We start from the raw sequence: 22,316 nt of genomic DNA, 5'->3' as shown, positions 1-22,316 counted from the left end.
GGGAAGAAAGGTGTTGCAGGCCGATGCGGAACGGTATTTCTCGGAGCGTAGCGGTATCGCCGCGCTATGGGCCGGTTTGCTGGCGGGTCCCGTCGCCTGGGCCTTGCACCTTCAAACCAGTTACAGCATCACGCCTTTCTTCCACGGCCCCGGGTCGACTCTCGCCCTGTATCTGGCGACTTTGGCGGCCCTGGCGATCGCCGCGGCCGGCGGGTTGGTTTCCTGGCGGAATTGGCAAAGGGCAGGGGCGGCGTGGCCGAGCGGAGAAGGCGGGGTGATCGCGCGGAGCCGCTTCATGGCGCTCTCCGGGATGATCATCAGCGCCTACTTCTTCGTGACCATCCTGGCGCAGGCCGTTCCGATCATGATTCTGCGCTCGTGAGGCCTGCCATGGCACGAAACCGTATTGCGCGCCGAACCGTCTTTCCCTGCTTGTCCACTGCGTTCGGTGTTCCCGCATGCGGACATGCTCACGAAGGGAGTTCGGCGATTTCCGGCTTTCAGTGGACCGCCTGGAATTTCGAGCCTTGGGTCCTTTTTTGTCTTGCGTTGTCGGCCGGACTGTTCGTGGCCGGATTGCGGCGGCTGTGGCCGAAAGTCGGCACGGGCCGTCGGGTGCTCATCCAAAAAGCGCTGGCTTATGCCGGGGGATGGCTGCTCATCGCTCTGGCCCTGATTTCGCCCCTGGATCGGCTTTCGAACGAGCTTTTTTCGGCGCACATGGTCCAGCACGAGATCCTGATACTGCTCGCCGCGCCGCTGCTGGTCTTGAGCCGTCCGATCGCCTTTGCCCTGTGGGCGTTTCCGCGCGGGTGGCGGAAGTCTCTGACAGGCTATTGCAAAACCGGCTGGGTCGGGCGTTTCTGGCGCAGAATGACCGTGCCCTTGGCGGCCTGGACGATACACGGGGCCGTCATATGGATCTGGCATGCGCCGGTCTTTTTTCAGGCGGCGCTGAGACATGAGGACGTGCACACGCTGCAGCATCTGAGCTTTTTCGTTTCGGCACTGGTGTTCTGGTGGGCGATCATCCGCGGCGGCGAAGGGGCGAGAGGGTACGGGGCCGGGGTGCTATACGTGTTCTCCACGACGGTGCATACCAGCCTGCTAGGAGCGTTGCTGACCTTCAGCAGCCAGCCCTGGTATCCGACCTACGGCGGCTCGGCGGCGGCCGGACTGAGCGCGCTCGAGGATCAGCAGCTCGCGGGGCTCATCATGTGGGTCCCCGCCGGCGCGATCTATCTGGTCATCGCCCTCGGGATGTTCGCCGCCTGGCTGGAGGCGATCGGAAAAAACGCGGGCGGCGCGGCGGGGCACAGCGGGAGCCCGCTCCCGAGGGGACCATGATGTTGAGGGAGTTTTGAAAAAGTTATTTCCCTTTGGAGGGTGTCACAAAAATAGGATGTGCTGAACGCAGTGAAGCGCGGCAATCGCGAACTCTGTAGCTCTGTAGGATGGGTAGAGCGAAGCGAAACCCATCGATAGTGGGTTGGCGAAGCGTAACCCACCCTACGCGGAGTGTGTCCGAGCGGAACGGGGCGTTATACAAGGAGGATTCGACATGGAGCAGCCAAAAACCGGTCAGAGTCCTGTGGCCTATGCTTTGCCCGGCAAGATCGGAACGCGTCTCGGTGTGATGCTCGTCGCGCTCGGCGGTCTGGCCGGGTGGCCGGGAGTCGTGTCGAGTCAAGTTGCCGAATCCCGGGTCCAGGCACAAGCCGTTCCGCCTGCCGAGGCGGAGGACGGCCAATGGACCATGCCGGCCAAGAACCATGCGAGCACCCGCTACAGCGGACTCGACCAGATCACGCCCGAGAACGTCGGGAATCTCAAGCTCGCCTGGTCCTTTTCGACCGGCCTGAACAAGGGGCACGAGGCGGCGCCGCTGGTGATCGGCGATACGATGTACGTCGTCACGCCTTATCCCAATGTTCTCTACGCGCTGGACCTCAAGGAAAAACCGGGCGCGATGAAATGGAAATTCGAGCCGAAACCGGCTGCCGCCGCGCAAGGGGTCGCTTGCTGCGACGTGGTCAATCGTGGGGCGGCCTACGCCGACGGCAAGATTTTCTTCAACACCCTCGACAACCATACTTTCGCGGTGGATGCGAGGACCGGAAAACAGGTCTGGAAGACTAAGCTCGGCGACATCAATCGGGGCGAATCCATGACCATGGCGCCCCTGGTGGTGAAGGGCAAGGTGCTGGTGGGCAACAGCGGCGGCGAGTTCGGCGTGCGCGGCTGGCTCACGGCGCTGGACGCCAATACGGGAAAAATCGCCTGGCGGGCCTATACCACGGGTCCCGACAAGGACGTGCTGATCGGTCCCGAATTCAAGGCTTTTTATCCGGAGGACAACGGCAAGGATCTCGGCGTCACGACCTGGCCGCCCGATCAGTGGAAGATCGGCGGCGGCGCCGTGTGGGGCTGGATTTCGTACGACCCGGAGCTGGACCTGATTTATTACGGCACCAGCAATCCCAGCCCGTGGAACCCGGAAATGCGGCCCGGCGACAACAAATGGACCTGCGGCATCTTCGCCCGCCGCCCCGCGACAGGCGCGGCGGTATGGGCCTACCAGTGGAGCCCTCACGATCTCTACGACTACGACGGCGTCAACGAGAATATCCTGGTGGATCTGCCGGTTAATGACCGGATTCGGAAACTCCTTCTGCGCGCGGAGCGCAACGGGTACGTCTACGTCATGGACCGGACGACCGGGGAAATCCTGTCGGCCGACCCGTTCGTGCCGACCAATGTCACCCGCGGCATCGATCTCGAGACCGGACGGCCCATTCACGTCGAGGAAAAGAAGCCGCAGACGGGAAAAACCGTCACCGACATCTGCCCGGCACCGCCCGGCGCCAAGGACTGGCAGCCCGCGGCCTGGTCGCCGCGGACCGGTCTGCTTTACCTTCCGCACAATAACCTCTGCATGGACATCGAGGGATTGGAGGCCAATTATCTCGCCGGCACTCCCTACGTGGGGGCACGGGTGCACATGCACGCGGGACCCGGCGGGCATCGCGGCGAGTTCACCGCCTGGGACCCCCTGAAACGGCAGGCCGTCTGGAAAATCAAGGAGCGCTTCCCGGTGTGGAGCGGCGCGGTGGCGACTGCCGGGGACGTGGTGTTTTACGGCACCATGGACCGCTGGTTCAAGGCTGTGCACGCCCGTACCGGAGACGTTCTGTGGCAGTTCCAGGTCGGCTCCGGAATCATCGGCCAGCCGGTGACTTATCGGGGACCCGACGGCAAGCAATATGTCGCGGTGCTTGCCGGAGTCGGCGGCTGGTCGGGCGCCATCGTGTCGGGCGGGCTGGACCCGCGCGACGGCACCGGCGCGCTCGGCTTCGTCAACGCCATGAAGGACTTGCCCGAACACACCAACCCCGGAGGGACGCTGTATGTATTCGCCCTCCCGTAATGCCGGACGGGCGCTACCGGGAGAGGGGACGCGTCACGGAAGCGGAATCGCCGCGGTCTTCGCGTTGTGCCTGCTCGGAGCTTGCGGGGGCGGGAAAGAGTCCGACGCCGTCGCCCTGACAGGCGGCAATCCGGAGCGGGGTAAGGACGCCATCCGCGCCTACGGCTGCCCGTCCTGCCACACTATCCCCGGCGTGTTCGGCGCGGATGGCCTGGTGGGGCCTCCTCTCGGCGGAATCGCCAAGCGGGTCGCCATCGCGGGCGTTCTACCGAACACCCCGGAAAATATGATCCGGTGGCTGCAAAATCCTCCGGCCGTCAATCCGCAGACCCTGATGCCGAACATGAATGTTCCGGAATCCGACGCGCGTGACATCGCGAGCTATCTTTACACGCTGCTCGATTGAAACGCTTGCGTGGCGGTGTCGCCGGCTGTGGATTGCTCTTCTTTTGTGCGGATGCGCGGCCGAGTCCCGGTTAGCGGATGAGTCCGGGGGGAGCGGCGTCCGTCCGGCGGCATCTTTTGGTCTGCAATTAGAGAATTTTCCGATTCGGTATCAGAGCGCCCGACAGGTAGGTCGGCAATCCCTTGCCGACTTATCGGCTCGGCAAAGGACTTTGTCGGAAGGGCAGCTCTGGCGCTCCCAGAGATGCCGTTTGCGATTGGGAAGGGATTGCCGACCTACGTGCTTCCCGCCCGACACGAAGCCGTGCACCGGGATGAAAAACGCTCCAGGCGAGGCCGGCCCGCTGCGGACGGCGGAAGGCTTGCGTTGGAGCGAGGTGCCGGACAAGTTATATGCCGGTCCTTTTTCGAAAGGCGCCCTGACCGGAGAGCGCTTCGGGCTGTTGCCGAGTTCCTCCTTTCGGCTCGCCACCGGGCGGTGCACGGATTGTCCGGTGCCCGAGGCGGCGCTCTGGTATTTTCGCGACGAACTCATCGCCGTTCCTGATGGACTTCGGCCGATCACCGGCACGGCGCTTTTCGAGCCGGAGCGGAGCGAAACGCCCCATCCGCCGCTGGTCTGGATCGGCGCTCCCGAGATCGTCGAACACGCGACCTTGTCCGAAGACGGACAGTTTCTCCGCGCACCGGCGGGTGAGATCGCGTTTGCGGTCACCCCGGCGATTCCCACCAATCGGGCCTATCTCGATCGTTCCACCGTGGCTTTTCTTTCGAAACGGCCGCTGCGCATGCGAGGCGTCACACTGAGCGATCGGGGGACTCCGGTTTTCGTCGCCCGGACGATCTGGCCGGAAGATACCCGTATCGACATCAAGGGAGCCCGATTTGAGCCGTTGAAAGAGCGGGAAACCTTGACGACCTTGATCCGGGCACAGACCGGCGGCGTGACGGGCATCTACGCCGCGCGGGTGTTATGGGAGCGTCATCCGGGACAGCTCCGCCGCTGGGCGAGCCGCCCGGTGCTCGCCTTCGTGCTCGACGGCGCCCAGGGCGACGATGACGGCGCGCACGGCGGCCATCTCGCGCCCGCCACCGGGATATTGGGGCCGCAAGGCGAATGGAGCGATTGGCTGGCCGCCAACTTCTATCCCATAGACGACAAGAACGCAAAAGGCATTCTCTCGGCAATGGTGCCCATGGACAATTACCTCGCGGATCTCAACAGCGGACAGGCCTGGTACCGTCCGAACTACATGCTCGTCGCGGTCATGCGCGATTCCCGAATTCCGCGCCGGGTGCAAGCCACCTTGCAACAAGTGCTACACGGCTATTACTGCCATGTCATCGGCTACGACCGGGCCGCCAACAACAGCACCGCGCTGGTCATCGATCCCTTGCGCTGGCTGGGCTGGAACATTCCGGAGACCGGTCCGACCAGCTATCTCGCCGCCGTGGCCGCTTTCCCGGTGGCGGCCCTGGTTCAGATGAGCCTCGCCGGCGGCAGGGATGTGTTTCGCACGCTCGCCGCGGAGAAGACCCGGCTCGTGCCCAGAGAGGCCTTCGAGACGATAGGCCGAGACCTTCTCGATCTCGTCGAGGGGAGCGCTCCGACGCGAGAGCTGACCCCTTTCGAGCAGATGCTCGCGGCCGATACCGAGGCTGTACTTTTCGTCCGGATACCGCAGATTCCGTCCAGCCGCCGCTTCGGAACCTATCCGGCGGGTTCCCTGACCGAACTCGCCGGCCGGGTGCCGTGGAGCCGGAATGAATGGGAAACCGCCCCGGACCCCGGCGAACAGCCTTTTCCGGAACGGCTGGTAGGCTCGTGCAGATGAGCAGCGACCGATTTGCCGGCGCGCATCCAGGCACGGCGCCCGGGGGGGCTATGGTCTCCCCGGGCAGTGGAAAAGACGGAAATCGGTCGGACCGAGAACGCTGTAGCACAGCAGGACAATCAGATGGATCTACTGAACTGGAACTGGAGCGAATTTCTGTCTCACGTGCTCAAGCTTGCAGGAGCGTTCGTACTCGCCCTGCCGATCGCCCTGGAGCGCGAAAGAACGACCCGCACCTTGGGATTGCGGACTTTCCCTCTGGTTGCGCTAGCAAGTTGCGGTTATATCCTGGTCGGGGAGTCGGTCGTCGGTACCGCTCAGGATGCGCAGGCGCGCATCATCTCCGGATTGATGACGGGTATCGGCTTTATCGGCGGCGGAGCGATTTTGAAGACGTCGACAGGTGTCCGGGGAACGGCCACGGCGGCTAGCCTATGGTCGACCGGCGCAATCGGCGCTTCGGTCGCCCACGGCTTGTATGAGATCGCCGTGCTGATCAGTACGATCAATTTTCTGACTTTGCAGTTTCTGACGCCGATCGAGCGTCGAATGGGCAAAAAGGATCGGCCGGATTTGGAGGACTCTTGACGCGCAGATCGACGTTTTCGGTCAGCCGCCGCACATTCTGACGTTGCAGAGACCGTGGTTTGTGAGGGGGCGGCTAGCGTGGAAGCGCTCCCGACGGGAATCGAGGGAGGCGATGTTTCCGGACAGATCGGATTCGTGATGGAATAAGCTCACCGCTTGATCGCTCGCTGCCGCGGGTGAGGTTTCGCGGCGGCGATCACGAATTTTCAAAAAAGAAAGTGGGGGGCAAGTTATGTTCGTGTTCGACAGGAATGAGTTTTTCGAGGACTATCGTTCCGCGTTCGGACCCATGACGCAATACCGGGTCGACGCGCTGGAGTTTCTGCTTGGCGAAATCGAACAGGATGTCCGTTTCGACGGGACGGATACAGACCGGCAACAGTTGGCCTACTGCCTGGCGACATTCAAATGGGAAACGGCAAACACGATGAGGCCGATCGACGAGCACGGCTCGGCGGCCTACTTTGAATCCCGCTATGGACCGCATACCTCGGTAGGCCGGCGGCTCGGCAATCTTTACCCGGGCGATGGCAATCTTTTTCACGGGCGTGGCTTTGTACAGCTGACAGGCCGAAACAACTACGAGAGAGCGGGAAGATTTTTGAACGTGGATCTGATCTCGAACCCTGATAAAGCAAAGGAGCCCAAGCTGGCTTATCAAATTGCCGTCCAGGGAATGAAGGAAGGATGGTTCACGGGCAAAAAGCTCGGACATTTCATAAAAGACGGAGTATCGCCCGATTATGAGAATGCTCGAACCATCATCAATGGCCACGACAAGGCTACAACGATCGCCGACATCGCACGCCGATTCGACGGTCTCTTGCGGGCGTCCGCCCTTCAGCGATCATAGCGGAGATGGCATCGGTCGATTTGGGATTCCGTCGGATCGACGGCGCTGCCGTATGAGTCCATTTCGGGAATGTCATGGAGCGCACAGGGAGTTGGGATTGCTATGAAATTGTCCGGGTTCGGCATCACCGCCGCTTTTGTAGGTCTGTTTCTGGTTGCTTCGGGAGTAAAGGCCGGAGGCGATCAAGACAAGTCCGATTTGACTCGAGAGGAGCGAAGCGCCTGGTATCAGAGACTGAAATGGCCCGCTGACTGCGAGGAGAGCTTCCAAAGCCAAGCCGAGGATATTCCCGATGCCGGCCTTACCTTTCATCGCCTGAAGGACAAGCAGTATCTCGTGGAGATACAGTGCTACCTGGGCGCTTATCAACCCGGTTTTGTTTTCATGTTTTATGACGAAGCCCGGACGAAAACGGTATTGTTGAAATTCAAGCGTTATGAGCGCGAGACGGATGGCCGCGTCTCCCGCTATCTTGAAACGGAGCTGAGCGGATTTCCCGAATTCGATGACAAAACGAAGGAGCTGAAAGTCTGGTCGAAATCCCGCGGCATCGGAGACTGCGGCTCGATCGTCGTTTACACTTTTCGGAACGGCCAGCCGGTCGTCGAGGAAGCTCGGGCTCAAGCCTGTCAGGACGACCCCGACGCTCCATTCGCGGAGCCGGAAGCCTGGCCGAGAGTCAGAAATCCTTAAAGCCTTCGGGCAGGAGACTTGCGAAGAAGGTTGAAGCCGAACGCCGGTGTCGGTGAGACGATCGCCATGGTCGTTGACGCTAGCCGGCCTGGACAAAATAACAACAACCGGACTTACGCATTTTTGCCTTTTTCCCTCGGGAGACGGAAGAAGAGTCCATTTTCGTAAGTCCTGAACAACGTCGAGACTGGAGGGGTGCCATCATGCTGAAATCGATCGATATCCTAATCGGGCTTTCTGTCGTCATGCTGATCGTCAGCATGGCTGTGACTCTGATGACTCAGGCCATGCTGGCTCTGCGTCAAAGTCGCGGAAAGCACTTGCTGGCCGGACTTGTGGACCTGTTCGAGCAGCTCGATCCCGGCGTGGAGCGGCGCTGCGCCGAGGAGATAGCGAAGATGATTCTACGCAGTCCAATCCTCAATGGCGGCAAAATATTCGGTTTGATCCGGTATGGCGAGGTGATTCACCGCGAGGAGCTCACCAAGATGCTGCTCGACCTGGCATCGCGAGACCCGAAGGACGTGACGATGACCGAGCTGCAACAGACAGCGCTCAAGGGATTGAAGAAAGTGATGGCGGAAAACGGTATCTCCGACCCCGACCAAACGCTGAAGAATATCCATATGGCGGCCCTCCAACTGGAGAAATCCAACCCCGAACTCGCCCACGACGTCCGCCAGAATATTGCCCTGTTACAGGAAGCCGCCAGCCAATTCTTGGCGAAAATCAACTTGCGGTTTGATTCGGTCATCGATCGCGTCAGCGAATGCTTCACCTTCGGTGCCCGCGTTTGGACTTTCGTCAGCGCTACGGTGGTAGCCGTCGTGCTGCAACTGGACACGGTGACGCTGGTGAACCGATTTGCCATGGACGACGCCATGCGAACCGCTTTTGTCGAGGAGGCGATGAAGATCGATCAGGCACAGTATGTCGTAGCCAGCTTGGAGGCTCAATCCGCCACGCCGTTGCCCGTGTCGGACAAAATCGAGAGGCAGTATTTCACGTTCCTGGCCAAGCAGGGCGTGATATTGCCGCCTACCTCTCTCGAGCTATGGTTTGACAACTGGAAAAATGTGAACCTTCCGGGGCTGATGATCTCCATCCTGCTGCTCAGCCTCGGCGCGCCTTTCTGGTACAGCGTACTGAACAGGTCATTGCAATTGCGATCGGTCCTCGCGCGAAAAGACGATATACAGCGCGTCATTCGGCACACCACTCAGCCTGCGGGAGAGGTCTCCGACGGCGGTGTCGGCGCAAGCGGCGGCAGCCGTTCGAGCGGTCTGTAAAGGCGACGATGTTATCCGGTGCCCGGAACCGGCCCGTCGCTTTGAATAGTCGGGTACATCCCTTGGGGAACACGGTGTCGTAACACGTGATCAGCCGATCACGCTTTGCTCCCCGAGACCGTGTTCCGAGCCGCGTCACTTTAGGAATCTCTGACTAAAATCCTTCGACAGGCTCAGGACGAACGGAATCAATACGTTACCGTTCGTCCCGAGCCTGTCGAAGTGCGTGAACGGAATCCACTTGTTCAGAGTTTCCTTTACTTTGCGATGGTGATGCTCGGAACGCCCGGTTTCGGAAGTTCGGTCACCGTCATCTGAAAAATCTGCGAGAGCACCCGAAAGGCCGTTTGGTTCCACGATGACCCACGGCTTGGACGCACGGCGAAGTATCTCCCTCGATACTTCACCACAACGTCCGCGTCTGCGGGCGGCCTGCTGGATTCGGAAATCTCGATGACCGAGACCGGATTTTCGCCGACCGGCGGCGTTCGCGGATCCTTGGGAACGTCCCTTTCGGGTTCTGCGGCGAGGGTTCGGCCAATGAAATGCATGATGTTGCTAAAGCTTCGCAGCCTGAATTTGCCGTGCAGCGGAGATTCGCCCCCCGGATAGCCGGGACGAATATCGACCAGGAGATCGTTGGGTGCATTTTTTTCGGCCTCGTCATTCAGCCGGATTCGCTCCTCATTGCTCAAAAGGAGGGGATCGTAGTTCGTCAGAACCGTTCGACCGACGACTTGCTTGGTCAGATGATAAATCGGCGTCGTTGAATCCGGCGCAATGGAATACTCCTGCTCCAATGCCTGAAATTCCTTTCCGCTAATCGACTCGGAAGGCAGCGTCCAGTGACGCTCGAAGATCAGGGGCTCCGCGTACAACTGGTCACGATCCTGAATCGATGACAGGTGCAGCACGATGCGCCGAAAAGCGGCGTAATCGCGCCGGTTTCGAGGCCGATTGTGAAATACCGCTTCTTCGCCTTGAGTGCGAAATTCCAGCGTCACCAAACGCAGCAGATCGACATCGATATTCTGACGCAGCAGCAAGGTCAGCTTGTCTTCGGATAATGGCGTCAGCAATCGCTGCGTAAATTGTTCGCCTTCCATGGGAACGATACTGATGGTCGGATTTTCCGACGCCGAGCCGCCGAAAATGGGCATCAGCGTGGTGCCGCTATTCCCCGTAAACGGCGGGGTGGCCCCCGCATTGACCTGGAAATTCAGCGTCGCGGCAATATTCGAAATCCCGGAAAAATATATTGGCTGATTGAAGCGGGCACGCGCGATATTGAGCAGGAGTTGCCTCGACATCACGTCCGCACTGGATTCGTTATAGGCGATCGCCAGATGATCAAGCGCCATGGGTGACAGACAGCTCGAAAGTCCGGCCGCGAAAAAGGCTAAAGCGAGCAGGCGAAATAGCGGTGCGGCGCTTCGCAGGCCGCGAACTGCTGAACAGTCTCGCAGCATGATGACCGGCACAGGCTATGGATTCGGGAATTCATCAAGCCAGGATACTGTACGGATACTCTGAATCGAGGCCATTGATATTCGTCAGGTTCCGGCCGGGAGTGACTTGGTTCCCAGTTTACTGAAGCGTATCCGCTCTGCCGCATAACCCGATCCTCCACGAACATATGCCGACCGGCAGGAGTCGGCCAACCACTACCCCGTAGCTGACGTTCGGCTCGAGATCGTTTTTCGGGTGGGATAACCGGCACTTCCGTGCCGAATGTGGCGGCGGATTGTCCTGAACGGATAGTTAGGGCCACCGAAGTGAACTTCTGCTGTTCGGCCATTTCTGCCGTTCGCATTTAGTTTTCAGCCGGCTTCGAATGTCGGCTTTATGGAACCATGAGCGAATTGGTACTTTCCGCTAGTGCAGGCCGCTCGCGGCAAATATTCCGGGAGGTTACGAGAGAAATCTCCGAGTGTCCCGGTCTAATTTAGCCAATCTCTCTATTTTGCTGCGGGAAGAAAACGTCATGAAAGGAAAGAAGCCCACGGGGCTGCCCGGCTTGCTGGTCGGTTTGACTGCGGTGTTTGGCACAGTTACAACAGGTATATCTCATGCGCAAAGCGGCACCCCGGATCCCGCCTTTGGTGTCATCGGACGGGTGCTCACGACCTTCGAGACCGCTACTGATCAGGCGTTTGCTGTGGCCATCCAGCCCGACGGCAAGATCGTGGCGGCCGGATTCACTACTTCCCCCATTGCCAATGGCGACAACAACTTCGCCGTAGTCCGCTATAACCCCGATGGCACCATGGATCCGACCTTCGGCACGGGCGGCGGAGTCATCACGAATTTCCGGACTGACGTACCCACGGGTGACCCCGATAGCCCCAGCAGAAACAGCTCGGATACGGCGCGCGCCGTCCTGATTCAACCCGACGGCAAGATCGTGGTTGGAGGGTTTTCCGACGCGCCCAATGGCGACAACAACTTCGCCTTGGTTCGCTATAACCCCGACGGCAGCGTGGATCCGACCTTTGGGGATAATGCCATCTTCCCAGGCACGACACTCACGGATTTTCGTCAATTACCCGATGGGACTCGTTCGCTTGACCAACTCAGAGCCCTCGCCCTCCAGCCCGACGGCAAGATTGTGGCGGTAGGTTTTTCGAATGCGCCTAACGGCGAGGGTAATTTTGCCTTGGTCCGGTACAATCCCGATGGCATCATCGATCCGACCTTCGGCGATAATGCCATCTTCCCAGGCACCGTGCTCACCGATTTTGGCAATCGTAGCGTGGATGACGCCTTTGCTGTGGCCATGCAGTCCGACGGTCAGCTCGTGGTGGCAGGCAGCACGTCCCCCGCCCCCGATTGTCCGGCGGCCTTCGGCCTCGTTCGATACAACAATGGCGTTCCGAATACCAATTTCGGGCCCAATAACCGGGTAGCGACCTGTCTTCGTGGCACAAGCGCCCAGGCCAGCGCGCTCGTCGTCCAGCCCGATGGCCGGATCGTGGCGGTCGGAACGACCAACGGTCCCAACGGGGATCTTAACTTCGGTTTGGCGCGGTACAATCTGGATGGCACCCTCGATCCGACCTTTAATGCCGACTCGATCAACCCTGGGCTCTCGATCACGGACTTTGATAACCGTGCGCTTGACGCTGGGACCGTCGAGCGCAGCGCTGACTTTGCGACTGCGGCCGCGATGCAGGCAGACGGCCGGATCGTGGTGGCAGGAACGTCCAACGCCCCCCTTGGCGTGGGCAATACCAACTTCGCCCTGGTCCGCTACGATCTGAATGGTGTCGCGATAACCGACTTCGGATCCAACAACCGGGTGCTGACCGATTTGGCCAACACGACCGGCGACCACGTCTTGAATAGCAGCACGGACCAGGTCCAGGCCATCGCCATTCAGCCCGATGGCCTGATCGTGGTGGCAGGCGGTTCTGACGCGCCTATCGCCGCTGTCGGCGGTCCCAGCTTCAACTTCGCCCTGGTGCGGTATCTCCCATAAGGGGCGTACGCTTGCGAGACAGCAACCGAGTGGCTGCCTATTGAGTAGTGTCCCGGAAGCCTAAGCTTTATCAGCTTACAGAAAGCGTCTATCGACCTTGCCGCAGTGCTGCAGCAGGCGATTGAAACCTGCCAGCCGCTCATTCAAGCCCGCCGTCACAAGCTGATCGCCTCGCTGCCCGATCAGCCGCTCGGGCCGGACGGGGATAGCCTGCGCTTGGCCCAAGTGGTGTCGATCTGCTCAACAATGCCGCCAAATATACGCCCGAAGGCGGCACAATTTGGCTGGAGGCGGCGTGTGAGCAGGATGACGCCGTCATTTGGATCCGGGATACCGGCGAAGGCATTCCGAAGGCGTTGCTGCCCTACCTGTTTGATGTCTTCACCCAAGCCGAGCGCACCCTGGACCGGTTCCAAGGCAGGTTGGGGCTCGGCCTGACTATCGTCCAGCGCTGTGGCGCTGCACGGAGGCCCGGTGGAGGCCAAGAGCGCAGGCCCCGATCAGGGAGTGAATTCATCGTGCGGCTGCCCCTGAGCGAAGGGCAGGCTTGACGGGCGCTGGCCTTGCGCGACTCCAGGCGCAACGCGGTTGACGATGATCTGGCCACATATTCGGCGCTCGAGCCAACGTTGGAAGTGCACAGCCCGCACGTTGTAGTTCCAGCGCCGCGTCGTGGCTGGCCCCGGTCCGCTGTGGTTATTGAATCGAATGACCGCTGCGGGCACGAACCACTTATAGGAGGCAACCGCACGGAATGTCGGAAGTCGACCGCGTTAGCGAGGATGCTTTCGCCGCTAGAATGTAGGAATGAGATCGAAAGCCAGCTTTAGAGCGTTTTCCGAATCGGTGTAAGGGATTCGGATATGTAGGTCGGCAATCCCTTGCCGACGTATCGGCTCGGCGAAGGGCTTTGTCGGAAGGGTCGCGACTAAAGCGACCGTTTGCGATTGGAAGGGTCGCGACTAAAGCGACCGTTTGCGATTGGAAGGGTCGCGACTAAAGCGACCGTTTGCGATTGGGAAGGGATTGCCGACCTTATATCTCGATTCTGGATTCCACAAGAGGCAGAATCTCCGACTGATCATCGGACCCAGACGCTGGGCAAGACGTTGCCGACCTTGGGCCTGAAGCCCGCGCCGTAGATCGTCCCCCAGCGTCCCTTCCTCGCCATAGAGTTCGAACGGTATCGTAGGGCTGCCTTGGGCAACACCCTGGATGGATAAGGCTGAACCCGGCAGGAGCGGTTTCGATCGGTCAGCACTTTGCCCCATCGTCAACGCAGACCAAGGAGACCCTATGACGTTCAGCCCCATCGGTATCGACATCGCCAAAGCCAAGTTCGACGCCGCCGCGCTACGCAACGGCAAGTACAAAACCAAGGTCTTCCAGAACACGCCCGAAGGGTTTAAGGCGTTCCTGGCCTGGCTGCAAGCCTTCCCAACGCCCCACGTATGCCTGGAGGCCACCGGCCGCTATGGTGAGGGCTTGGCCCTGTTCCTGGTCGACCACGGCCTCGCCGTCAGCGTGGTCAACCCCGCCCAAATCCACGCCTTCGGCCAAGCCGAACTGAGCCGCACCAAGACCGATAAAAGCGATGCCAAGCGCATCGCCCGCTTCTGTCTCAGCCAACGGCCGCTGCTCTGGCAGCCGCCTCCGCCGGCCGTGCGCCCATTACAAGCCTTAGTGCGTCGGCTCGAGAGCCTCCTCGAGATGCGGCAGATGGAAAAAAACCGCCTGGACGGGGCCGACCCCACCGTACGCCCCTCCATCGAAGCCGTGCTCGCCACCCTCGACGCCGAGATCGCCGCTACCCAACAACGCATCCGCGAGCACATCGACCACGATCCGGACCTCCGCCAACGGCGTGACCTGCTCGACACCATCCCCGGTTTGGGCGACGCCACCATCCCGGTGCTGCTGGCCGCCCTGGGCGACGTTCACCGCTTCGAAAACGCGCGCAGCGTCGCCGCCTTTGCGGGCCTCTCGCCCAAAGAGCACCAGTCCGGGAAGTGGAAAGGCCACACCCGCCTGTCCAAGACCGGCGATGCCTTGCTCCGCAAGGCCCTTTACCTGCCGGCCATCGTCGCCCGGCGCCATAACCCACTGATCCGGGCCTTCTGCGAGCGCCTTAAAGCCCAAGGCAAGAACGGCAAACTCATCGTCGGCGCCGCCATGCGCAAGCTCCTCGTCCTGGCCTACGGCGTCCTTAAGTCCGGCCGACCGTTCGATCCCAATCATGGGCTTGCATCGTGATTTCTAAGACGGTATCTACGTTCTCCCCTCCTGGAACGAATCCGTACACCGGGATGGAAAACGCTCTAAGTACATTCCGCAAATACTTGCGGAATCTCGACAGATTGGCTTGATTGGCGGGGTTGTCCTGCAGGTTGCCTATGCCGCAAGACTTCCCTGAATGTACTTAGAACTGGCATCGTGTGGAAGACCCGCTTTACACGTCAGGAGTACGCCCCCTGTCCATTTGTGCGCAATGGCCCATGCCAAAGTCGAACCGCGACACGTCGGACTGCAAACGCGTGAGCAGCATGCAACGCGTGCCAGCATCGAGAGTATCCATGCGCAAGCCATCTACCGTAGTGGGTTACGGCATTCACGCTATATCGGCCTGCCCAAGACTCAGTGCAGCCCATCATCACGTCCGTGGCGGCGAACCCGGTTGGGCTCGGTTTCGGGTGAAACGGTAACCCGTAACATCCCTTGCAGATCGCGGTTTGCAGCCCTCACACGGTCTGTTTTGACTGCTCGAAAGAGCTTATGAATAAGCCAATCGCATGAACAGATGGACTCATCCTGATCGTCCACGTTTCTGTTTTGCCGGCATGATCATTTTCCTGATCAAGCCGTGACCGTTTGCTGCTCCAACGACGCCAGATCGATAACGAAGCGGTACTTCACGTCGCTCTTGAGCATGCGGTCGTATGCGTCATTGATCTCTTGGATAGGAATGAGTTCGATGTCCGAGACGATGCCGTGATCGGCACAGAAGTCGAGCATTTCCTGCGTCTCCTTGATCCCGCCGATAAGCGAGCCCACCATTCGTCGGCGTCTGAAGATCAGGTTGGCGACGCCGGGTGACGGATGCGGCGTATCCGGAACCCCGATCAAGCACAGCGTGCCGTCACGTTTGAGCAGCTCGATATAGGCGTCCAGGTTATGCGATGCGGCCACGGTATCGAGGATGAAGTCGAAGCTGTTGACGTGCTTCTTCATCTCATCGGGATTCTTTGAAATCACCACTTCGTCGGCGCCCAGCCGCTTGGCGTCCTCGGTCTTGTCCGGAGAAGTCGTGAACAGCACCACATGCGATCCAAAAGCATGGGCGAACTTCACCCCCATGTGGCCCAAGCCTCCGAGTCCGACGATTCCGACCTTTTGGCCTTGGCCCACCTGCCAATGACGCAGCGGCGAATAGGTGGTGATGCCCGCGCACAAGAGCGGCGCGGCGGCGGCGAGATCGAGCTTTTCGGGCAGGCGCAGTACGAAATGCTCATCGACCACGATCACATTGGAGTACCCGCCGTAAGTCATCTTTCCCGTGTGCTTGTCGGGACTGTTATAAGTCAACGTGAGTTCGTTCTGACAATACTGCTCCAGATTCTCGCGACAATCGGGACAGGTGCGGCAGGAATCGACCATGCACCCCACGGCGGCCAAGTCGCCGGCCTTGAAGGTCTGCACCTCGTCGCCGACCGCCGTCACCCGCCCGACAATCTCGTGCCCGGGCACCACCGGGTAGACGGTGTTCTGCCATTCGCTGCGGACCGTATGGAGATCCGAATGGCAGACCCCGCAGTAGAGGATTTCAATCTGCACGTCGCGTGGACCCGGTTCGCGCCGCTCGAAGCGGAACGGACCCAGCGGCGTACTCATGCTGTGGGCAGCATATCCGATGGTTTTGATCATGGAGAGCTCCTTATTCCGTTTCTTAAACGGACCGTGTTTCGGACGCTTTGTTCGATTTACTTCCTCGCTCCCCATATAAAGAGGATATGTGCAATAGGCAGACATCAATGGCCCCATTCTGGTAAACGGTATTCTAAAGCGATTGGGTAGATCCGAATCCGCCACGCTGAGTGATGTTCGTAGGGGACTGTCAGCCATGAAACCGTTCGGCCGCGGGCACCCCTTGACAGTCCCCCGTTTCGGAGTAGTCTACCATCCCATTGGATGGCTATGAGATGGTAAGCAGAAGGTATGGCAGGGGAAACCGAGAAAATTACGATCAACTTGGGGTTCGTGGACCTCGGGCAGATCGATTTGCTGGTGCAGGAAGGCTTCTATTCCAACCGCACCGACTTCATTCGTACCGCGATACGCAACCAACTTGCCGCCCACGCGGAGGTGGTGAAACAAACCGTGGCCCGCAAGACCCTGGTGCTCGGCCTGCAGGAGTACACCCGCCGCGATCTGGAAGCGGTACGGACGGCCGGACAGAGGCTGCAAATTCAGGTGCTGGGCCTGGTCATCATCGGCGATGATGTCTCGCCCGAACTGGCACGGGACACCATCGAGTCCATCACGGTACTAGGGGCCTTGCGGGCCAGTGCGGACGTCAAATCGGCCTTGGCCGGCCGCATCCGCTAGACCTTGTTTTCCCGCCTCGCCGGTGGAGATCCACTTACAGCTCACATGTCTCCACCCACCGAACCATGGCCGCTGTTACAATCGCCAAAGGAGACCTGGATTATGACCGACGCACTGCACGCCGTAATGGCGGAAGCCACCCGGCTCACCCGCTCGGGCCGGCTCGATGAAGCCGCCGCCCTCATCCGGCGCACGCTCCGGGGCGGTTTCGCACCCGACACGTCCTCGAAGACCTCCGACTCTTCCGGTCACGAACCTATTGACAGCACGTGCCGCGTCATCGACGACATTTCCCAACTCACGCCGCCACCGGACAGCGGGGCATCGGCGCATGGGAGCCCGCACGACGCGAGCCCATCCTCCGCGCCGTCGTCCGCCTTCGAGGCTACGTTTCGTTCGCTTCGAACCGGACTCGAATCCATAATAACCAAACCGAGCCAGTCAAACCCGGACATTCAGGCAGGAGGGCAGTTCATGACAGGTTCCTTCACCAACCCGGCCGGAACCCGCGCCTATAAGCTCTATATTCCCAGCGGCTACCACGGACAAGCCCTGCCGCTGATCGTCATGCTCCATGGCTGCGCCCAGGACCCGGACGACTTCGCCGCGGGCACCCGCATGAATGTCCTGGCGGAACGGGAGGGATTTTTCGTCCTGTACCCCGAGCAAGCGCCCCAAGCCAATCCGTCCCGATGCTGGAACTGGTTCAAGGCGAGCGACCAGCACCGGGATCATGGCGAACCGTCCATCCTTGCCGACATGACCCGGCACATCGTGAGCACCCATGGCCTTGACGCCGGGCGGATCTACGTGGCGGGACACTCGGCCGGCGGGGCGATGGCCATGGTCATGGGAGTGAACTACCCTGAGCTCTACGCCGCCATCGGCGTCCATTCCGGACTCCCTTACGGTGTCGCCCATGACATCCCCTCCGCCTTCGCGGCCATGCAGCAGGGGGAAACAGCTGCGCTGCTGCAGCGGGAAAGCAGTTTCCCGGCAGCGCTGAAAGCACTCCGGATCGTCCCCACCATCGTCTTTCATGGAGACCGGGACACCACGGTTCACCCCGGCAATGGCGATCGGGTGTTGGCACAGTGGGCAACCGTACACTCAGGCGCGGGAAGAAAATTGCGGGTCACGGCGAACCGGGGTCAGGTGCCTCACGGGCATTCCTATACCCACTCCATCTATCACGACGCGAGCGGCCAGGTCGTCATGGAGCAGTGGCTAGTTCATGGGGCGGGCCACGGCTGGTCGGGCGGAAGTCCTGATGTCTCGTATACCGACCCCAAGGGACCCAGCGCCTCGGAGGAGATGGTCCGGTTTTTCCGGAAGCACTCGCAGGGCAAACCGTAAGAACTCGGCGAGCCGGTGAGAAGCCTCTTGCGTTCCTGTCTAACCGGGAAGTTTTTGGGTTGCGAGCGCATCACTATCAGGAGATCGTCCAGTAAGCGGAAGGTCTCCCGGAACCTAAACGAAGACCACGAGGTCCATGGATGAGGCGTCCATAGGGAATGGCGGAGAAAAAATCATGCTCCATGGGAAGATAGCCCTGGTCACCGGTTCCACCCGCGGCATCGGTCTCGGCATCGCCACCGAACTCGCCCGGCAGGGCTGCCATATCGGTTTGAATGGCTTCGGGGAGATCGAGGAGATCGAGAGATTGGCGCAGCGCTTGAGCCACGCTCAGGGTGTGAAAACTGCCTATTACCCCGCAGACCTCTCACAACCGGCTGCCATCCGCGGCATGATCCAAGCGGTGGAGGCTGATTTCGGTGCCGTTGACATTTTGGTCAACAACGCCGGTATTCAGTATGTGGCACCGCTGGAGGAATTTCCGGATGCGCAGTGGGAGACCGTGCTCGCCGTCAATCTTTCAGCCGCTTTCCATACCATCAAAGCCGCGCTGCCGGGCATGAAGCGGCGCGGTTGGGGACGGATCATCAACATTGCCTCAACCCACGGCCTGGTAGGCAGCGAGGGCAAGGCCGCTTATGTGGCGGCGAAGCATGGCCTCCTGGGTCTGACCAAGGTCGTGGCTCTGGAGACGGCTAACGCCGGCATCACCTGCAACGCGATTTGCCCAGGTTGGGTGCTGACCCCGCTGGTCGAAAAACAGATTGAGGACTTGGCCCGACAGCAGGGTATTTCGCCGGAAGAGGCCAAACTGGCGCTCCTGCGCGAAAAGCAGCCTATGCTCCAATTTTCGACCCCGGAGGACATTGGCGCCTGGACCGCTGTCCTGTGCAGCGAGGCGGCCAAGACGACCACGGGGGCGGCCTTTCCGGTCGATGGGGGCTGGATCGCCCGCTGACCGGCTCAGGACGGAGCCGCTCAAGGCCAAGCTCGGCAACGGAAACCCGCCGCTTAAGGAATGAGCATGCCCAGACTTCAAATACGAGGTGCAGAACTCCATTATGAAAGCCTGGGGCACGGCCCGTCCCTGCTTTTCATCCACGGCCTAGGCTCCAGCACACGGGATTGGGAAGCTCAGCTCGCTTACTTTTCTCCACGTTTTCACGTGGTCACGTTCGACCTCCGCGGCCATGGCCGATCGGACAAGCCGCCCGGCCCCTACAGTATTCTTGGGTTTGCGGCGGACACGGCGGAACTGATCCGCTTGCTCTCCCTGGGTCCGACTCACGTTGTCGGCCTCTCGATGGGAGGCATGATCGCTTTTCAGCTCGCCATCAGCGCCCCGGAACTCGTGCAGAGCCTGGTGATTGTCAACAGCGGCCCGGAATTCATCCTCCGTACGCTCAGAGCACGACTGCAGATCGTCCAACGGAAACTCATCGTCCGGTTGCTGGGGATGCGCCAAATGGGAAAGGTTCTGGGCAAGCGTCTCTTCCCCGAGCCGGAACAGGCAGAACTCCGACAGCTATTCATCGATCGGTGGGCCGAGAATGATCCGCGGGCTTACCTTGACGCTTTGCGGGCTTTGATCGGATGGACCGTGGCGGATCATCTCGACGCCATTCACTGCCCGGCCCTCGTGATCACTTCGGATCAGGATTACACGCCGATAGCGGTCAAGGAAACCTATGTAGCCAGAATGCCGCAGGCGGAGCTTGCGATCATCCGCGACGCACGGCACATGCTGCCTCTGGAGCGTCCGGACGCGTTCAATCAGGTACTGATGGAGTTCCTATTAAAGCATCGGCCCTTTCTCCGAAACCTTCCCGAGTCTCGCGAAGGATAGCTATGCCGGGAAGCAAATCGGGACGGTATACGTTTCCGGGTGATTTCGTTCCTGCTGCTCCGGACCGAGGGCATACCTTGAAAGCTTTGGGCTTCCGTCACTCGGTCCTTAAGGAAGCTCTGAACAAGTGGATTCCGTTCGTGGCGAGCTTGTCGAACCACGAACGGAATCCATACGTTACCGTTCGTCCTGAGCTTGTCGAAGGACTTATTCAGAGCTTCCTTAACAGCTTTGGCTGGACCCGTATCAGCGTTTCGGTTAAGTCATCTCGGCTCATGATCTGATCGACTCGTCCGAAGCTGCAACGTTCGATCGGTCAGGGAGGTCTTAGTTGAAACCGGGAAATAAAGTATGCCCTAAGAATTGGAGAATGAGACCTTGGATAGGCGGACTTTTCTCAAGGGTTTGGTTGGCGGGGTCGTTGTGACCTGGCCGGGCTTGTTGGTGCCGCGATCATTGCGGGCCGGCGAGTTGCCGATCGGTGCGGTGGAAAGCGCCGTGCGGACGGCATTGTCCGGCAAGAAGCCCCTCATCAAGCGCACCTACCGGCCACCGAACTTCGAGACCCCGGTCAGGGGTTTCAGCGGCGTCATCACGCCGAACGACCAGTTCTTCGTGCGCTGGCACCTTGCCCATATTCCGCAAGTGGCCGCCGAAACCTGGCGGCTTGGGGTAGGTGGCGATTCGGTGGAGCATCCCTTCGAGTTGACGCTGGACCAGCTCAAGCGGGATTTCGAGCCCGTCGAACTGTTTGCCGTGTGCCAATGTGCCGGGAATCGCCGCGGCTTTTCCGAGCCGCATGTGCCCGGCGTCCAATGGGGGGCGGGCGCCATGGGCAATGCGCGATGGAAGGGCGCTCGCCTCAAGGACGTGCTGGCGAGAGCAGGACTCAAGTCGGATGCGCTGGAAATCGTCTTCGACGGCGCCGATTACGGAGCTATCGACGAGACCCCCGATTTCGTCAAGAGTCTTCCGCTATGGAAAGCCCTCGACGAGAACACCCTGGTCGCCTACGAGATGAACGGCGAGGCCCTGCCTCATTGGAACGGCTTTCCGGTACGACTGGTGGTGCCCGGTTGGTCGGGGACCTACTGGGTGAAGCAGCTGACGTCCATCAGCGCGATGCCGAAACCGGAAACGGGATTCTGGATGAGCAGGGCTTACCGGATACCGAAAGACAAATTCCCGCACATCGAGCGATTTCTTTCGCAAGAAGGGGAGGACAATACGCCGATCACCGATATGGTGGTCAATTCTCTCATGACCAACATCGAGGAAGGGCAGCGCTTGCATGCGGGCAAACCGGTGACGGTCAAAGGGCTTGCGTGGGACGGGGGGCATGGAATCCGAACGGTCGAAGTTTCGGTGAACGGCGGCAGGACGTGGCGGGACGCGCAGCTCGAACAGGACTACGGTCGTTTCTCGTTCCGCGCCTGGCACCACACCTTCACGCCACGCCGGGGCGGCAAACATGTGCTCATGGCGAGGGCGACGAGCCGGCAGGGAAGCACCCAGGTTTACGAACTCATCTTCAATCCAGCGGGTTACCACAACAACGTGGTGCAACGGATCAATGTGGTGGTCGCATGAGTGCCCATGTCATGAAGATGCTCAACACGCTGCTGCTAGCGCTAGTCGCGGTTTTTTCCACTAGCGCCTTTGCGGGAGAGGCGCAGATAGAGCTCAAGGAAGGGGCGGGACGCGATACCGTGATGGCCAATTGCGTCATGTGCCACAGTATCGACTATATCCAGATGAACTCCCTTTTCATGAAAAGAACCGACTGGCAAGCGACCGTCGACAAAATGGTGAATGTCATGGGAGCGCCGATCAGCCAGGACGACATGTCGGTGATTCTGGATTATCTGACGACGTATTACGGCGTCGAATAACGGCGTTAGAGCGTTTTGATCTCGCTCGTACGGCAAAACAGGCTTGGCCGGA

At 60.2% G+C, this 22,316-nt stretch carries 21 protein-coding genes; 18 read left to right on the top strand and 3 right to left on the bottom strand.

What is annotated here, in order from left to right:
- Positions 1–10 precede the first annotated feature (10 nt).
- From ACR2R1_RS05775 to ACR2R1_RS05735, 9 genes are all read left to right on the top strand, one after another.
- Positions 11–382 (top strand): hypothetical protein, encoded by a 372-nt coding sequence (locus ACR2R1_RS05775; protein WP_434113070.1) that lies wholly within the window; start codon positions 11–13, stop codon positions 380–382.
- A gap of 8 nt (positions 383–390) precedes the next feature.
- Positions 391–1,347 carry a cytochrome c oxidase assembly protein gene (locus ACR2R1_RS05770; RefSeq protein WP_434113068.1) on the top strand — a complete coding sequence of 319 codons (957 nt, stop codon included), beginning with the start codon at positions 391–393 and terminating at the stop codon, positions 1,345–1,347.
- 214 nt (positions 1,348–1,561) lie between these two features.
- Positions 1,562–3,427 carry a methanol/ethanol family PQQ-dependent dehydrogenase gene (locus ACR2R1_RS05765; RefSeq protein WP_434113066.1) on the top strand — a complete coding sequence of 622 codons (1,866 nt, stop codon included), beginning with the start codon at positions 1,562–1,564 and terminating at the stop codon, positions 3,425–3,427.
- Entirely contained in the window at positions 3,408–3,833 is a 426-nt protein-coding gene (locus tag ACR2R1_RS05760; RefSeq protein ID WP_139840997.1) for a c-type cytochrome, read from the top strand. Before ACR2R1_RS05765 ends, ACR2R1_RS05760 begins: the two co-directional genes overlap by 20 nt.
- A gap of 313 nt (positions 3,834–4,146) precedes the next feature.
- Positions 4,147–5,667, top strand: coding sequence for a hypothetical protein (locus ACR2R1_RS05755; protein ID WP_434113064.1), 1,521 nt, complete (start codon positions 4,147–4,149; stop codon positions 5,665–5,667).
- Between the two features lie 123 nt (positions 5,668–5,790).
- Positions 5,791–6,255 carry an MgtC/SapB family protein gene (locus ACR2R1_RS05750; protein WP_077731073.1) on the top strand — a complete coding sequence of 155 codons (465 nt, stop codon included), beginning with the start codon at positions 5,791–5,793 and terminating at the stop codon, positions 6,253–6,255.
- A 232-nt stretch (positions 6,256–6,487) separates the two neighbouring features.
- Entirely contained in the window at positions 6,488–7,108 is a 621-nt protein-coding gene (locus ACR2R1_RS05745) for a glycoside hydrolase family 19 protein (protein WP_434113062.1), read from the top strand.
- A gap of 102 nt (positions 7,109–7,210) precedes the next feature.
- The gene (locus ACR2R1_RS05740) at positions 7,211–7,801 is read left to right on the top strand and encodes a DUF1176 domain-containing protein (RefSeq protein WP_434113060.1); all 591 of its coding nucleotides are present in this window, start codon (positions 7,211–7,213) and stop codon (positions 7,799–7,801) included.
- Positions 7,802–8,004: 203 nt separating this feature from the next.
- Positions 8,005–9,090, top strand: coding sequence for a hypothetical protein (locus tag ACR2R1_RS05735; RefSeq protein ID WP_434113059.1), 1,086 nt, complete (start codon positions 8,005–8,007; stop codon positions 9,088–9,090).
- Positions 9,091–9,347: 257 nt separating this feature from the next.
- Here the strand turns inward: ACR2R1_RS05735 and ACR2R1_RS05730 are convergent, their stop codons facing one another.
- Positions 9,348–10,451 carry a hypothetical protein gene (locus tag ACR2R1_RS05730; RefSeq protein WP_434113057.1) on the bottom strand — a complete coding sequence of 368 codons (1,104 nt, stop codon included), beginning with the start codon at positions 10,449–10,451 and terminating at the stop codon, positions 9,348–9,350.
- A gap of 623 nt (positions 10,452–11,074) precedes the next feature.
- On the opposite strand from ACR2R1_RS05730, the gene ACR2R1_RS05725 reads away from it, so the two are divergent.
- Positions 11,075–12,568 (top strand): hypothetical protein, encoded by a 1,494-nt coding sequence (locus ACR2R1_RS05725; protein ID WP_434113055.1) that lies wholly within the window; start codon positions 11,075–11,077, stop codon positions 12,566–12,568.
- A gap of 75 nt (positions 12,569–12,643) precedes the next feature.
- Here the strand turns inward: ACR2R1_RS05725 and ACR2R1_RS05720 are convergent, their stop codons facing one another.
- A complete protein-coding gene (locus tag ACR2R1_RS05720) occupies positions 12,644–12,793 on the bottom strand; it encodes a hypothetical protein (protein WP_156881698.1) in 150 nt (49 codons plus the stop codon).
- Between the two features lie 11 nt (positions 12,794–12,804).
- Between ACR2R1_RS05720 and ACR2R1_RS05715 the strand changes: the two genes are divergently transcribed.
- Positions 12,805–13,119 (top strand): ATP-binding protein, encoded by a 315-nt coding sequence (locus ACR2R1_RS05715; RefSeq protein ID WP_077731068.1) that lies wholly within the window; start codon positions 12,805–12,807, stop codon positions 13,117–13,119.
- A 745-nt stretch (positions 13,120–13,864) separates the two neighbouring features.
- Positions 13,865–14,821, top strand: coding sequence for an IS110 family transposase (locus ACR2R1_RS05710; RefSeq protein ID WP_434113053.1), 957 nt, complete (start codon positions 13,865–13,867; stop codon positions 14,819–14,821).
- Positions 14,822–15,421: 600 nt separating this feature from the next.
- Here ACR2R1_RS05710 and ACR2R1_RS05705 read toward each other — a convergent pair.
- Positions 15,422–16,489, bottom strand: a complete 1,068-nt coding sequence (locus tag ACR2R1_RS05705) for an NAD(P)-dependent alcohol dehydrogenase (RefSeq protein ID WP_434113051.1) — start codon at positions 16,487–16,489, stop codon at positions 15,422–15,424.
- A 291-nt stretch (positions 16,490–16,780) separates the two neighbouring features.
- Between ACR2R1_RS05705 and ACR2R1_RS05700 the strand changes: the two genes are divergently transcribed.
- From ACR2R1_RS05700 to ACR2R1_RS05675, 6 genes are all read left to right on the top strand, one after another.
- Positions 16,781–17,170 (top strand): CopG family transcriptional regulator, encoded by a 390-nt coding sequence (locus ACR2R1_RS05700; protein WP_077732190.1) that lies wholly within the window; start codon positions 16,781–16,783, stop codon positions 17,168–17,170.
- A 102-nt stretch (positions 17,171–17,272) separates the two neighbouring features.
- Positions 17,273–18,526, top strand: a complete 1,254-nt coding sequence (locus ACR2R1_RS05695) for an extracellular catalytic domain type 1 short-chain-length polyhydroxyalkanoate depolymerase (RefSeq protein ID WP_077732189.1) — start codon at positions 17,273–17,275, stop codon at positions 18,524–18,526.
- 175 nt (positions 18,527–18,701) lie between these two features.
- Positions 18,702–19,484, top strand: coding sequence for a 3-hydroxybutyrate dehydrogenase (locus ACR2R1_RS05690; protein ID WP_434113048.1), 783 nt, complete (start codon positions 18,702–18,704; stop codon positions 19,482–19,484).
- 66 nt (positions 19,485–19,550) lie between these two features.
- A complete protein-coding gene (locus tag ACR2R1_RS05685; protein WP_156881703.1) occupies positions 19,551–20,372 on the top strand; it encodes an alpha/beta fold hydrolase in 822 nt (273 codons plus the stop codon).
- 378 nt (positions 20,373–20,750) lie between these two features.
- Positions 20,751–21,962 carry a molybdopterin-dependent oxidoreductase gene (locus ACR2R1_RS05680; RefSeq protein ID WP_434113046.1) on the top strand — a complete coding sequence of 404 codons (1,212 nt, stop codon included), beginning with the start codon at positions 20,751–20,753 and terminating at the stop codon, positions 21,960–21,962.
- Positions 21,959–22,264 (top strand): cytochrome c, encoded by a 306-nt coding sequence (locus ACR2R1_RS05675; RefSeq protein WP_240506782.1) that lies wholly within the window; start codon positions 21,959–21,961, stop codon positions 22,262–22,264. The genes ACR2R1_RS05680 and ACR2R1_RS05675 overlap by 4 nt, the downstream gene beginning before the upstream one ends.
- Positions 22,265–22,316 lie beyond the last annotated feature (52 nt).

Origin of the sequence: Methylocaldum sp. GT1TLB (assembly GCF_051027445.1) — a bacterium.
Classification (GTDB): domain Bacteria; phylum Pseudomonadota; class Gammaproteobacteria; order Methylococcales; family Methylococcaceae; genus Methylocaldum.
Note: the sequence above shows the minus strand (reverse complement) of the source record. Positions and strands in the feature narration are given on the sequence as shown.